Annotated in this window: 12 protein-coding genes and 1 tRNA gene; 8 read left to right on the top strand and 5 right to left on the bottom strand. The window is 72.9% G+C overall.

The window, feature by feature from the left end; translation table 11 throughout:
* Positions 1 to 505 precede the first annotated feature (505 nt).
* From ACFXHB_RS27930 to ACFXHB_RS27940, 3 genes are all read left to right on the top strand, one after another.
* A tRNA-Leu gene (locus ACFXHB_RS27930) sits at positions 506 to 587 on the top strand.
* Between the two features lie 142 nt (positions 588 to 729).
* A complete protein-coding gene (locus ACFXHB_RS27935; protein ID WP_380577412.1) occupies positions 730 to 1,656 on the top strand; it encodes a Bax inhibitor-1/YccA family protein in 927 nt (308 codons plus the stop codon).
* A gap of 80 nt (positions 1,657 to 1,736) precedes the next feature.
* Complete coding sequence (locus ACFXHB_RS27940; protein ID WP_380577413.1) at positions 1,737 to 2,141, top strand: hypothetical protein; 405 nt, start codon at positions 1,737 to 1,739, stop codon at positions 2,139 to 2,141.
* Between the two features lie 153 nt (positions 2,142 to 2,294).
* On the opposite strand, the gene ACFXHB_RS27945 is transcribed toward ACFXHB_RS27940, so the two are convergent.
* From ACFXHB_RS27945 to ACFXHB_RS27955, 3 genes are all read right to left on the bottom strand, one after another.
* Positions 2,295 to 3,260, bottom strand: coding sequence for a hypothetical protein (locus tag ACFXHB_RS27945; protein WP_380577414.1), 966 nt, complete (start codon positions 3,258 to 3,260; stop codon positions 2,295 to 2,297).
* A 291-nt stretch (positions 3,261 to 3,551) separates the two neighbouring features.
* Entirely contained in the window at positions 3,552 to 4,772 is a 1,221-nt protein-coding gene (locus ACFXHB_RS27950; protein WP_380577415.1) for an acetyl-CoA C-acetyltransferase, read from the bottom strand.
* A 109-nt stretch (positions 4,773 to 4,881) separates the two neighbouring features.
* Positions 4,882 to 5,976 (bottom strand): SGNH/GDSL hydrolase family protein, encoded by a 1,095-nt coding sequence (locus ACFXHB_RS27955; protein ID WP_380577416.1) that lies wholly within the window; start codon positions 5,974 to 5,976, stop codon positions 4,882 to 4,884.
* A gap of 331 nt (positions 5,977 to 6,307) precedes the next feature.
* Here ACFXHB_RS27955 and ACFXHB_RS27960 point away from each other — a divergent pair, with 331 nt between their 5' ends.
* The 4 genes from ACFXHB_RS27960 to ACFXHB_RS27975 all read left to right on the top strand — a co-directional run bounded on the left by ACFXHB_RS27960 (position 6,308) and on the right by ACFXHB_RS27975 (position 10,748).
* Positions 6,308 to 7,708: a cystathionine beta-synthase gene (locus tag ACFXHB_RS27960; protein ID WP_380577417.1), complete on the top strand. Its 1,401-nt coding sequence runs from the start codon at positions 6,308 to 6,310 to the stop codon at positions 7,706 to 7,708.
* A 595-nt stretch (positions 7,709 to 8,303) separates the two neighbouring features.
* Positions 8,304 to 8,642: a hypothetical protein gene (locus tag ACFXHB_RS27965; RefSeq protein WP_380577418.1), complete on the top strand. Its 339-nt coding sequence runs from the start codon at positions 8,304 to 8,306 to the stop codon at positions 8,640 to 8,642.
* Between the two features lie 188 nt (positions 8,643 to 8,830).
* Positions 8,831 to 10,138 (top strand): Ig-like domain-containing protein, encoded by a 1,308-nt coding sequence (locus tag ACFXHB_RS27970; protein ID WP_380577419.1) that lies wholly within the window; start codon positions 8,831 to 8,833, stop codon positions 10,136 to 10,138.
* A 115-nt stretch (positions 10,139 to 10,253) separates the two neighbouring features.
* The gene (locus ACFXHB_RS27975) at positions 10,254 to 10,748 is read left to right on the top strand and encodes a DUF1203 domain-containing protein (protein WP_380577420.1); all 495 of its coding nucleotides are present in this window, start codon (positions 10,254 to 10,256) and stop codon (positions 10,746 to 10,748) included.
* A 71-nt stretch (positions 10,749 to 10,819) separates the two neighbouring features.
* Here the strand turns inward: ACFXHB_RS27975 and msrA are convergent, their stop codons facing one another.
* The gene (gene msrA / locus ACFXHB_RS27980) at positions 10,820 to 11,485 is read right to left on the bottom strand and encodes a peptide-methionine (S)-S-oxide reductase MsrA (protein ID WP_380577421.1); all 666 of its coding nucleotides are present in this window, start codon (positions 11,483 to 11,485) and stop codon (positions 10,820 to 10,822) included.
* A 141-nt stretch (positions 11,486 to 11,626) separates the two neighbouring features.
* On the opposite strand from msrA, the gene ACFXHB_RS27985 reads away from it, so the two are divergent.
* A complete protein-coding gene (locus tag ACFXHB_RS27985) occupies positions 11,627 to 12,784 on the top strand; it encodes a cystathionine gamma-synthase (RefSeq protein WP_380577422.1) in 1,158 nt (385 codons plus the stop codon).
* Between the two features lie 14 nt (positions 12,785 to 12,798).
* Here the strand turns inward: ACFXHB_RS27985 and ACFXHB_RS27990 are convergent, their stop codons facing one another.
* Complete coding sequence (locus ACFXHB_RS27990) at positions 12,799 to 13,278, bottom strand: MarR family winged helix-turn-helix transcriptional regulator (RefSeq protein WP_380577423.1); 480 nt, start codon at positions 13,276 to 13,278, stop codon at positions 12,799 to 12,801.
* Positions 13,279 to 13,429: the final 151 nt, after the last annotated feature.

Below are 13,429 nucleotides of genomic sequence, written 5' to 3' on the forward strand. Positions count from 1 at the left end.
GTCGAGGGCGACGACGCGGGTCTCCCCGTCCCCGTAGACCTTGTTGAGGCCGGTGGCGCGGGCGGCCGCCCGGCCGGTACGGACGGCGGTTGCGGTCGACGTGGTCACGGGGATGCTCCTTGTGGTCGGGCTGCCGACGGCGTCGGGAGAGCGCGAGAGGTCGCTGGAGGGCCGTTCACCGCAGGGTTCCGGCCGTATTTCCATGGTCGGCCACGTGATCATGGTTTCTCGTCGCTCCGCCGGACGGTTGGCCTGACCACCGCTGGGCGTAGGCCCAGGTAAAGCCCTCATCCTCCGGTATGACACCGACCCTTACCGGAGTTCGGTGGCCGGATCGCACGCTTTGACTGGCCAAATCACGAACTGTTCGTCAGATGGCAAGGAAACATGACAACTTCCCTGGCTGGGAACATGCGAAAGGGGGAGGCGGGCGACTAGGCTCAGGGCTGGCCCGCACGGGGACGGAGCAGCACCTCCGGCTGTCGGCAGGGCAGATCCGCAGAAGGCCCGGATGGTGGAACGCAGACACGGGCAGCTTAAAACTGCTTGGCCGTGAGGCCGTGCCGGTTCGAGTCCGGCTCCGGGCACCGCTCGATGGACGGGGACGCCACCGGGCGTCCCCGCCGGGTGCCGTTCACCGGATCCTCCTCGCGGCGTATCCCCATTCTTTTGCCAACCCATTACCCTTGTGCTGCGGGCGGTGCAGTGCCGCCACGGAGGGAATGAGCAATGAGAAGCAGCAACCCGGTCTTCTCGCGGGAGGGATCCTTCACCCGCGAGCCCGGCTACGCGGGTTTCGGTACCACGCAGGCCCCGCCGGCCGGGAGTCCGCACGCCACCGGTCCCGCCGGCCAGAGCGACCCGTACGGCAACAACCCGTACGGCAACAACCCCTACGCGGGCAGCCCCTACGCCCAGCAGCCGCAGGCCCAGGGCCCGCTGACCGACGAGCAGCTGGTCGAGATGTACCAGGCGCCGTCCGCCGGTCCGCTGGCGACGGGGCGGATGACGCTCGACGATGTCGTCGCCCGCACCGCCATGACGTTGCTCACCCTGGTCGCCGCCGGCGGGCTGGCCTGGTTCCTCCTGCCGGACCGGAACTACGGCCTGGCGGTCGGCGCCTCGCTGATCGCTTTCGTGGTCGGCCTGGTGATCTCGTTCAAGCGCAGCGTCAGCCCGCCGCTGATCCTGGTCTACGCGGGCCTGGAGGGCTTCGCGCTCGGTGCCGTGACCAAGGTGTTCAACACCATCTGGCCGGGCATCGCGATCCAGGCGGTGCTGGGTACCGCGGCGGTCTTCGCGGCGATGCTGATCGCCTACAAGACCGGCCGGATCCGGGTCACCCCGCGCTACACGCGGATCGGCATCGCGATCGCCATGGGCTTCGTGCTGCTGCTCATGATCAACATGGTCGCGTCGATGTTCGGTGCGGAGATGGGGCTGCGCTCCGGCCCGCTGGGCATCGTGGTGGGCCTGGTCGGCATCGCCCTCGGCGCGTTCTTCCTGTCGCTGGACTTCGCGGCCATCGAGCAGGCCATCGCGCAGGGCGCCCCGCAGAAGGAGGCCTGGCGGGCCGCCTTCGGGCTCACCCTCTCGCTGGTCTGGATCTACATCGAGATGCTGCGACTGATCGCGATCCTGCGCGGCGACGACTGATCACCGCGTCCCTCGCGCACTGCCGCCGGACCCCGGAGCCTTCCGCTCCGGGGTCCGGCGGCTTTCGTTAGGCTCGCGCCATGTCTGAAGCAGTCTCCCTCGTCGAAGCCGTCGAAGCCCTGGCGGATCGTTTCCGCTCGATGCCGCAGAGCCGGCTGCTGGGTGCCGTCCCCGGCCACCCCTCCCGGGCCGCCGCGGCGCTGGCGCTGGCCCGCCGGCTGGCGCTGGCGGCGCAGGCCGCCGAGGGCGCGGCGGCGGGCGGGGACGGGGCGGCCGGGGCACCGCGGGAGTTCCCGGACGCCGGCGCCTTCGCGGCCGGCGACCAGCTGGCCGTCGCCGGGCACGACCTGGCGGCCGCGCTGGACGCCCTGCCGGCGTGGACGCCGGTACCGCTTCCGGAGCCGCTGGGCGGGCCCGCGCCGGCCTCGACGGTGCTCACCCGGGCGCTGGCCGAGGTGGCCGCCACGGCCGCCCTCTGCGGTTGAGTGCCCCGCCGGGTCCGCCGGGTCCGCCGGGTCCGGTGGGGAACGCCGGGTCCGCCGGCTCCGGCGGGGAACGCCGAAGGCCGACCGGATCGGTAACCCCTTGATCCGGTCGGCCTTCTGTCGTGCGGTCGGTCGCGTCGGTGGGCGCGGGCGTCAGATGCTGGCGACCACCCGGTCGGCGAGCACGTAGACGGCGTCCTCGTCGGTGGAGAAGGTCAGGGAGTACGAGCCGGAGAAACGCGAGCCGCCGAGCAGCCGGACGTCCTCACCGGCCCGGACGGCGTCGATCAGCCGGTACGCGGCCTCGCGGTCGCCGGGGGCGACGCAGAGGGTGGTGCCGTCGGCGAAGGCGTACACGTCCAGCGTGCCGAGCGGGCCGGGGCGGACGTCGATCAGGCCCACGCCCTCCTCGGCGAGCGTGGCCAGCCGGGTGTCGGTCCACTCGCGGGACGGTGCCTGGCTGGGCACGAAGTCGGGGTGCGAGGGGTGGCGGCGCGGGTCGGGGGCGGGCGCCGGCGCGTCCTCGACGGCCGGTTCGGCGTCCAGCAGTCCGGCCTCCAGGCCGGTGGCCAGCAGGTCGGCCTCCCGGCGGGCCCGGGCGTCGCCGCCGCCGACCTCGGCGGCCGGGGCTCCGGAGGGGTGGCCGGACGGGTGGCCGGGCCGCAGGGGCGCACCGCCCTCGGGGCCGGGCCCGGCCGGGTCGGCGCCGCCCTCGTTGATCAGGTCTTCCAGCGCGGAACGCAGCGCCTCGCCGAACTCCGGGTCCATGGTGCCCGCGTTGTCGGCGGCCTCCTGCGGACCGGTCGGCCGGGGGAAGAAGAGCGGCCACTCGTCGGTGGTGCCGAGCGCGCCGGTGAAGGGGGAGTCGAACAGTGGCGCGTCCTCGGCCGCGCGGGCCTCCTGCTCGGCCCAGAACGCGCGGGCCTCGGTGATCTCCCGCTCGCGGTCGGCGGCGAGCGCCTCGGCGACGGCCCGGCGGATCGCGGCCTCGTCGACCGGTGCGGGTGCGGCGGCTGCGGCCCGGGCGTCCAGCCGGCGGGAGAGCCCCCGGAGGTGGACCAGCACAGCGGTCGACACGGTGATCAGTATCAGCAGGAGGAGGGTGTAGACGGCGCTCACGGAACGTACTCCTAGGGAGGAGTGGAACGGGGTTACCTCTCCACACTGCCCCATACGGGGCTGTTACCGCAGTGGCGAATGTCTACTTTGTCCGTGACTTTCGCTCTTGTCCCCAAATTGTTAGGTAACACCGTTCTACGCTGCGGAGTTGATCCGCTCCGCACTGTCGATTTCCGGGCCCGATTCGAAAGAAAAGAGGGCCGGATCGACCTCTCGGTGTGATCCGGCCCTCAATTACTCTGCGTCACTCCAAATGGGTGGTCTGGACCCTTCGGGGTTGACGTCCGAGGGTCAGCTGAGTCGCTCGACGACCATCGCCATGCCCTGGCCGCCGCCGACGCACATGGTCTCCAGGCCGAACTGCTTGTCGTGCCACTGCAGGGAGTTGATCAGCGTGGTGGTGATGCGGGCGCCGGTCATGCCGAAGGGGTGGCCGACGGCGATGGCGCCACCGTTGACGTTGAGGCGCTCGGGGTCGATGCCCAGGTCGCGGTAGGACGGGATGACCTGGGCGGCGAAGGCTTCGTTGATCTCGACGAGGTCGATGTCGTCGATGGTGAGGCCGGCGCGGCGCAGGGCCTGGCGGGACGCCTCGACGGGGCCGTAGCCCATGATCTCGGGGGAGAGGGCGCTGAGGCCGGTGGAGACGATCCGGGCGAGGGGCGTGATGCCGAGGTCGCGGGCCTTGGCGTCGGACATGATGACGAGGGCGGCCGCGCCGTCGTTGAGGGGGCAGCAGTTACCGGCGGTCACGGTGCCGTCGGGGCGGAAGACGGGCTTCAGGCCGGAGACGCCCTCCAGGGTGACGCCGGCGCGGGGGCCGTCGTCGGTGCTGACCACGGTGCCGTCGGGGAGGGTGACGGGCGTGATCTCGCGCTCCCAGAAGCCGGCCTTGAGGGCGGCCTCGGCGAGGTTCTGGGAGCGGACGCCGAAGGCGTCCTGGTCGGCGCGGGTGATGCCCTTGAGGGCGGCGAGGTTCTCGGCGGTCTGGCCCATCGCGATGTAGGCGTCGGGCAGCAGACCGTCCTCGCGCGGGTCGTGCCACTCGCCGCCGCCCTGCTCGGCGCGCCGGGCGGTACGGGCCTGGGCGTCGTCGAAGAGCGGGTTCATGGTGCCGGGCATGCCGTCGGAGGTGCCGTGCACGCTGCGGGAGACGGTCTCGACGCCGGCCGAGATGAAGACGTCGCCCTCGCCGGCCTTGATCGCGTGCAGCGCCATCCGGGTGGTCTGGAGGGAGGAGGAACAGTAGCGGGTGACGGTGGTCCCGGGCAGGTGGTCCAGGCCCATCTGGACGGCGACGATCCGCGCGAGGTTGTGGCCCTGCTCACCGCCGGGCAGGCCGCAGCCGAGCATCAGGTCCTCGATGTCGCGGGGGTCGAGCTCGGGGACCTTGGCCAGGGCGGTGGCGATGATGTGGGCGGTCAGGTCGTCGGGGCGGACGTCCTTGAGGGAGCCCTTGAAGGCCCGGCCGATCGGCGAACGGGCAGCGCTGACGATGACGGCTTCGGGCATGGCGGGCTCCTCGCTGAGTGACCTTCGGGCTGGGGGTCCGGGTGGCGGTCCGGCGGGAACGGCCGGACGCGCGCGCGGACGCCCGGGAGGAAAGTTACCGTCTGGTAGCTCAGGCGTCACTCGCCCCGGCGTGTGAGCTGGCCGACGTGTTCCCGTGATCGGCCCCGGGATCCGAGACCGGCCCGGCCGCAGGGCCCTCGGCGGCCCAGGTGCCCGGCAGGCCGACCCGCAGCCGGTGACGCAGCAGCGCCCAGCGCCGGGCCGCGCCCTCGGCCCCGACGGCCGCCACCTCGGTGCCCGAGCGGCCCGCCGCGGCGGCCGCGGCCACCGCCACCGGCAGCAGCTCCTCGCCCGGCACCGGGCCGGCCGGCCGCTCCTCCTCGGGCCAGAGGCCGAGCACCGCGCAGAGCGAGGGCAGGACGGCCATCGCCGCCGTCGCGTAGCCCTGGGCGGAGGGGTGGTAGCGGTCGGCGGCGAACATCTCGGGCCGGGCCGCGAACTCCGGCCCGAGCAGGGAGCCCAGCGAGACCGTCCGGCCGCCGGCCTCCACCACGGCGATGGTCTGCGCGGCCGCCAGCTGCCGGCTGACCCGCCGGGCCACCCAGCGCAGCGGCGGACGCACCGGCTTGATCGTGCCGAGGTCCGGGCAGGTGCCGACCACCACCTCGCAGCCGTTGGCGCGCAGCGCGGCGACCGCCTCGCCGAGATGGCGCACCGCGAGCTGGGCCGGGCTGTGCCGGGTCACGTCGTTGGCGCCCACCATGATCACGGCGATGTCGGGGCGGTGCGGCAGGGCCAGCTCCAGCTGGCCGGAGAGGTCGGCGGAGCGCCCGCCGGAGCGGGCCACGTTGACCAGCCGGACCGGCCGCTCGGCCACCGACGCCAGACCTGCGGCGAGCAGCGCGCCCGGGGTCTCGCGGGCCCGCAGCACCCCCAGGCCGGCGGCGGTGGAGTCGCCGAGGAAGGCCAGCACCAGGGGCGGCTGCCCGGCGGTGGCGCCGTCGGCGAAGGCCTCGCCGTAGACGCCGTCGGCCTTGGGCGGGTCGCCCTGGAGGATGCCGATCGCCTGCACGGCCAGTTTGCTCTCGGTCAGCAGTACCCCGACCAGGCCCACGCCCAGCAGGCCGAGCCCGCCGCCCCCGTACGCCGCCGCGGTGGCGATCCGCCGGGCCACCCGGGCCCGCGACTCCTGCGTCCCTGGCATCCGGCACCCCCTTCGCGTCCTCGTGCCGCCCCCCGGCGGGGCCGCCCCTCGCGTTGCCTGTACACCTCCTACCCGTCCTCGGCCGTGCGCTATCGACCGGACTGGGCCATCCGTGGGCGTGCGACGGGGCGCGCGGTCGGAGGTGGGGGCGGGCGTCCGGTCCCTGGGCGGGCGCGCGGACGGCCGGAGCGGGGGTGGTGGGGAGGGGGCGGGGACGGGGCCGGAGGAGGCCGGGAGGGAGTGTGGCGCAGGGGAGAGCTGGGGCCGGTGGCACGCCCTAGGCTTTGCAGTACCGAAAGCACTCGCATGCCCACAGACCGGGAGGACCCCCGTGCGGTACCACAACTCGATCATCGACCTGGTCGGCAACACGCCCTTGGTCAAGCTCAACAAGGTCACCGACGGCATCAGCGCGACGGTGCTGGCGAAGGTCGAGTACTTCAACCCCGGCGGCTCGGTGAAGGACCGGATCGCGATGCGCATGATCGAGGCCGCCGAGGCCTCGGGCGCGCTGAAGCCCGGCGGCACGATCGTGGAGCCGACCTCCGGCAACACCGGTGTCGGCCTGGCGATCGTGGCCCAGCAGAAGGGCTACAAGTGCATCTTCGTCTGTCCGGACAAGGTGTCCACCGACAAGATCAATACGCTGCGCGCGTACGGCGCCGAGGTGGTCGTCTGTCCGACCGCGGTCGCCCCGGAGCATCCGGACTCCTATTACAACGTCTCGGACCGCCTGGTCCGTGAGACGCCGAACGCCTGGAAGCCGGACCAGTACTCCAACCCGGACAACCCGGCCTCGCACTACCACTCCACCGGCCCGGAGCTCTGGGAGCAGACCGGCGGGCGGATCACCCACTTCGTGGCCGGCGTCGGCACCGGCGGCACCATCTCGGGCACCGGCAACTACCTGAAGGAGGTCTCCGGCGGCAAGGTCAAGGTCGTCGGCGCCGACCCGGAGGGCTCGGTCTACTCGGGCGGCACCGGCCGGCCGTACCTGGTCGAGGGTGTCGGCGAGGACTTCTGGCCGACCGCCTACGACCGCGGCGTCGCGGACGAGATCGTCGCCGTCTCCGACAAGGACTCGTTCCAGATGACCCGCCGCCTCGCGAAGGAGGAGGGCCTGCTGGTCGGCGGCTCCTGCGGGATGGCCGTGGTCGCCGCGCTGGAGGTGGCCAAGCGGCTGGGCCCGGACGACGTCGTGGTCGTCCTGCTGCCGGACGGCGGCCGCGGCTACCTGTCGAAGATCTTCAACGACGACTGGATGGCCGACTACGGCTTCCTGCCGTCGGCCACCGACGAGGCGCACATCGCCGAGGTGCTGGCCCGCAAGGACGCCATCGAGCACGAGGGCATTCCGCAGTTCGTCCACATGCACCCCAACGAGACCGTCGCCGAGGCGGTCCGGGTCCTGCGCGAGTACGGCGTCTCGCAGATGCCGGTGGTCTCCCCGGGGGCCGGCCACCCCGACATCATGGCCGGCGAGGTGATCGGTTCGGTGGCCGAGAAGCTCCTGCTGGAGGGCGTCTTCGCGAACGAGATCCAGCTCACCGACACGCTCGACAAGGTGATGTCCAAGCCGCTGCCGGTGGTCGGCTCGGGCGAGACGGTCACCAACCTGATGACCGTGCTGGAGAAGGCCGACGCGGCCGTGGTGCTGGTGGAGGGCAAGCCGCAGGGCATCGTCACCCGCCAGGACCTGCTGGGCTTCCTCGCGGGCCGCGGCTCGCACTGACCGGCTCGCACTGACCGGCTCGCGCCGGCGGGCCCGTACCGGTGGGGCCGTACCGGTGGGGCCGCGCTGACCCGGCTCGAACGGGCGGGCCCGCGGTGACGGCCACTCACCCCGGTGGTCCGACCGGACGGCTGAGGGTTCGTCCGCGGGCGAAGTGGTACATCGGCGTCACCTGCGCGCAGCACGCGCTTAACAACGGTCGGGCATCGTTGAGGTCAACGGCAAGACGCCGAGTGAGGCGACAGTGACCGACCGGGAGCGGCTCCCCGGTGGCCGCGGTCGTCTCCGGACACGTCGGACGGTCCTGACCCGGCCTGCCGTGTCCTGCCCTCCCCGCCCGGTCTCCGGGCAGGAGGGGCCCGCCGCGGGTGACGTCGTCGTCCCGCCCCTGTCCGGCTACGGCCGGTCGACAGGGTGCGACGGCTCCCGCGGTCACCACCGCGCCGCTTGGCGCGTCTCCGCGGCTCCCGGGTGGGGGAGTCCGGCGGAGACGGCAGGGCCGGTCCCTCCTCGGAGGGGCCGGCCCTTCCCGTGTGTGTGGGGGGAGGGGTTGTCGCCCGCTCGCCTCCGGGCGGTTTCCCGTACGCTCGCTCGCATGACCAGCACTGACACGACCGGCCAGGACGAACCGCGCTACGTCCGGCTCAGCATCGAGCTCATCGCCGAGATCACCGACGAGGGGGCGCTCAAGGCGGCGGCCCTGCAGCAGGTGACGGAAGACGAGTACCTCGACGACGAGGAGCGCGCCCAGTCCGTCGAGGCCATCGAGGTGGACCCGTCGGGTTCGCTCGCGCACTTCATCGACCCGGTCGCCCTGCTCGGCGACGTCCCGGGCGTCGAGCTCGCCTCGGCGACCTGGGAGTCCGCGCAGACCGAGTTCGACGCCGAGGGGGAGGGCTGGGACGAGTACGCGGTGGAAGAGTCCGCCGAGTAGTCTCCGCCCGCCTTCGTCACGGCCTGTGAGTGCCCGGTCTGCGATCCGCAGGCCGGGCATTTTGTCCATATTTGGCGGGAAGTTGAGTAGTCTCATACGATCGCTTCCCGTTGGTGATGGAACCGTGAAGGGGCGGATTGCGTTTCTGTATCCGTAATGCCCGGGATGATCAGCAGGGAGAACGCGACGTGACGGCACGGGACGGTCAGGGCCGGGCGGCCGGAGGAAACTGGAGCCGGCGCGGGGTGCTGGCCGGTCTGATCGGTGCGCCGGTCCTCCTGCTGGCGGCCTGCAACGACACCAAGGGCGACGGCGGGACCGGCGCGGGCGGTGGGTCCGGCTCCGGCAACGGGTCCGCGGGTGGCGGCGGAGCCGCCACGGGCAGTGGCGCGAGCGCGAGCGCGAGCAGCTCGCCGAAGACCTCGGTGGCCGTCATCACCGTCACCCCCGCCGACGGCTCCACCGCCGCCAGCTTCAGCGAGCCGGTCAAGGTCACCGTCACGGGCGGCACCCTCGGCGCGGTCAAGGTCGCCGACTCGACCGGCAAGGCGCTGGCCGGGGAGCTCTCCTCGGACGGCACCAGCTGGACGTCCGCCGCCGCGCCGGCCAGCGGCACCAAGTACACCGTCTCCGCCTCGGCCACCGACAAGGACAAGCTGGAGGCGGACGCCAACGCCGTCTTCACCACGGCGACCCCGGCCAACACCTTCGTCGGCTACTTCACCCCCGAGGACGGCTCGGTCGTCGGCGTCGGCATGCCGGTCTCGATCAACTTCAGCAAGCCGGTGAGCGACCGCAAGGCCGTCCAGCAGGCGATCACCGTCATAGCCGAGCCCGGCGTCGAGATCGTCGGGCACTGGTTCTCCAGCACCCGCCTGGACTTCCGGCCGCAGGAGTACTGGGCCAAGGGCACCAAGGTCACCGTGAAGCTCCGGCTCAAGGACGTGCAGGCGGCCAAGGGCGTCTACGGCACCCAGTCCAAGGACGTCCGCTTCACCGTCGGCCGCGCGCAGACCAGCGTCGCCGACCTCGCCGCCAAGAAGCTCACCGTCACCACCGACGGCCAGGTCAGCGCCGTCTACGCGATCTCCGGCGGCTCGCCCGAGTACCGCACCTGGGGCGGCAAGATGGTCATCTCGGAGCAGTACCAGCAGACCCGGATGAACTCGCAGACCGTCGGCCTCGGCAGTGAGTACGACATCGCCGACGTGCCGCACGCCCAGCGCCTGACCACCTCCGGCACCTTCATCCACGGCAACTACTGGTCGCCGACGTCGATCTTCGGCAGCCAGAACACCAGCCACGGCTGCGTCGGCCTGAAGGACACCAAGGGCGGCCAGGACCAGAGCGCGGACGGCTACAAGTTCTACAAGAGCTCGATGATCGGCGACGTCGTCGAGGTCGTGAACTCCGGCGACAAGACGGTCGAGCCCTCCAACGGGCTGAACGGCTGGAACCTCGGCTGGGCCGCCTGGAAGGCAGGCAGCGCGATCTGAGCCCGCCCGGCGGCCGCCGAAGGGTCGGGGCGGCCGTCGAACCACCAGGGCGGCCGCCGAACGCGACGGCCGAAACCCGCCGGACCCCGGGCGGCTCCGGCGGCAGGCTGGACGCATGACCACCACGCCCGCCGTACCCGCCCTGGCCGTCGGCCCGATCGATCCGGCCGTCCACCTCGCCCTGCTGGAGCGCGACGACGCCGGGTGCCCGCCGGTCCGGTCGGTGGACCGGACCGGCGGCGCCCCGCTGCGCTGCTGCCTCACCCGCGCCCTGCCCGGCGACCGGATCGCCCTGGTCGGCTACGCGCCGCTGCGCCGCTGGGCCGCCCGGACGGGCGCCGAACCCGGTCCGTACGACGAGGTCGGCCCGGTGTTCGTGCACGCCGACCCGTGCCCCGGCGCGGGCGCGTCCTGGCCGGCCGGGTTCCACCTCGGCGCGCGGGTGCTGCGCGCCTACGACCGGCGCGGCCACATCCTGCGCGGTGTGCCCGTCACCCCCGACACCGCCGAGGCGGCCGCCGCCGAGCTGCTCGCCGATCCGGAGGTGGCCGTGGTGCACGTCCGGGCGCTGGAGTTCGGCTGCTTCCAGCACGAAGTCCGGCGCGCCTGAGGTCCGGCCCACCTGGGGCCGGGCGTGCTTCAGGCCGGGCGCGCCCGGCTCGCGCCGGCGCCCGGCTCCCGTCAGCCCTCGCTGCGGGCCACGCCGATCGGGCAGCTGGCGCCCGTGCCGCCGAGGCCGCAGTAGCCGTTCGGGTTCTTGGCGTCGGACAGGTACTGCTGGTGGTACGGCTCCGCCGGGTAGAACGGCCCCGCCGGGGCGATCTCGGTGGTGATCGGCCCCAGGCCGATCGCGGTCAGCGCCGGCTGGAAGGCCTCCCGCGCGGCGGCCACGGTGGCGGCCTGGGTCGGCGAGTGCGTGTAGACGGCCGACCGGTACTGGGTGCCGACGTCGTTGCCCTGCCGGTTGCCCTGGGTCGGGTCGTGCGCCTCCCAGAAGGTCTTCAGCAGCCGCTCGTACGAGATCACCGCCGGGTCGAACACCACCCGGACCGCCTCGGTGTGGCCGGTCAGCCCGCTGCACACCTCCTCGTACGTCGGGTGGGGGGTGTGCCCGCCCTGGTAGCCGACCAGCGTCGTCCAGACGCCGGGCAGCCGCCAGAACGTGCGCTCGGCGCCCCAGAAGCAGCCCAGCCCGAAGTCGGCCACCTCCAGCCCGGCCGGGTACGGACCGGTGAGCGGGGTGCCGAGCACGGTGTGCGGCTCGCTCAGGGTGAAGCCCGGCGACTCCCGGCCGGGCAGCGCCTGGTCGGCGGGAACGAGCGAGGTCTTGTGGCGGTTGAACAGCACGGCCTGCTCCAGCTGGTCGGGAAGGGTTGTGCAGGTTTCAACGCTGCCGGACGCCGCCGGATTCCGGGCAGCGCCGGTGCTTTCCGGACGGCGCCGCCCCTTCGGGAGGCGCCCCGGCGTTCGCCCACTACGCTCGTTGTCATGACCGAGCACCAGCTTCCCCAGGGCTTCGAGACTCTCGCCATCCACGCGGGTCAGGAAGCAGACCCCCAGACCGGGGCCGTCGTCACGCCGATCTACCAGGTGTCCACCTACAAGCAGGACGGGGTGGGCGGCCTCCGGGGCGGTTACGAGTACAGCCGTAGCGCCAACCCGACCCGGACCGCGCTGGAGGAGTGCCTCGCGGCACTGGAGGGCGGCGCCCGCGGCCTGGCCTTCGCCTCCGGCCTGGCCGCCGAGGACACCCTGCTGCGCACCATCCTCAAGCCGGGCGACCACATCGTGATCCCCAACGACGCCTACGGCGGTACCTTCCGGCTGTTCGCCAAGGTCCTGACCCGCTGGGGCGTCGAGTTCTCCGTCGCCAACACCCAGGACCTGTCGACCGTTCGCGAGGCGCTGCGCCCCAACACCCGCGCGGTCTGGGTGGAGACCCCGTCCAACCCGCTGCTGGGCATCACCGACCTGACCGCGCTCGCCGAGATCGCGCACGGCGCCGGCGCGCTGCTGGTGGTCGACAACACCTTCGCCAGCCCCTACCTGCAGCAGCCCATCGCGCTCGGCGCGGACGCGGTCGTGCACTCCACCACCAAGTACATGGGCGGTCACTCCGACGTCGTCGGTGGTGCGCTGGTGCTGGCCGAGGCGGGCCTCGGTGAGGAGGTCGCCTACCACCAGAACGCGATGGGCGCCGTCTCCGGCCCGTTCGACGCCTGGCTGGTGCTGCGCGGGATCAAGACCCTCGGGGTCCGGATGGACCGGCACAGCTCCAACGCCGAGAAGGTCGCCGAGCTGCTGGCGGGCCACCCCAAGGTCAGCCAGGTGCTGTACCCGGGCCTGCCCGAGCACCCCGGCCACGACATCGCCGCCAAGCAGATGAAGGCGTTCGGCGGCATGGTCTCCTTCCGCGTCAACGGCGGGGAGGAGGCGGCGGTCGAGGTCTGCAACCGCGCGCAGCTCTTCACCCTCGGTGAGTCGCTGGGCGGTGTCGAGTCGCTCATCGAGCACCCGGGCCGGATGACCCACGCCTCGGTGGCCGGTTCGGCCCTGGAGGTGCCCGCCGACCTGGTGCGCGTCTCGGTCGGCATCGAGTCGATCGACGACCTGCTCGCCGACCTCCAGCAGGCGCTCGGCCAGTAGTCCCCGGCCGGGCTCTACGCGCCCTGCCGGCCCGCCGTGTACGACTCCATGGAGTGGTTGAAGCGGGCCAGCAGGGCGCAGAACACGTGCTGTTCCTCGGGTGGCCAGTCGGCCACCAGCCGGCGGGCCAACTCGGCCCGCCCGGCGCGGACTTCGGCCAGCCGACGGGCGCCGATCGGGGACAGTGCGAGCCGCACGGCGCGGCGGTCGGCCGGGTCCTGGACCCGGCCGACCAGCCCGGCGGCGACCAGCGGGGCGACCTGCCGGGTGACGGTGGAGGAGTCGACGCCCAGCGCGTCGGCCAGCGCCTTGACGTTGGCGGGCCCGTGCCGCTCCAGCCGGTCGAGCAGCAGGTAGGCGGCCCGGTCCAGCGCGCCCACGCCGTCGGAGCTGCGGACCTGCTCCATGCGTCGGGCGAACACCGCCAGCTGGTACTGGAGTTGGGCGTGCAGGGGGTCGGTGCGGTCGGTGGCCTGGGGCGAGGTCGTCGTCATCGCGGCTCACGATCGTCGTGCGGTGAGGGAGGCTCAGAACCAGCAGCGTACGCGGGCCGGGCGGGCCCGGGAACAGTGCCGACACGCCCGGTTGGCGCTCCCGCCCAGCCGCGGGGGCCGGTGCGTGGAGCCCCGCCCTCCCGTCGGCCGG

The sequence above is a fragment of the Kitasatospora sp. NPDC059327 genome (assembly GCF_042752535.1).
Lineage (GTDB): Bacteria > Actinomycetota > Actinomycetes > Streptomycetales > Streptomycetaceae > Kitasatospora.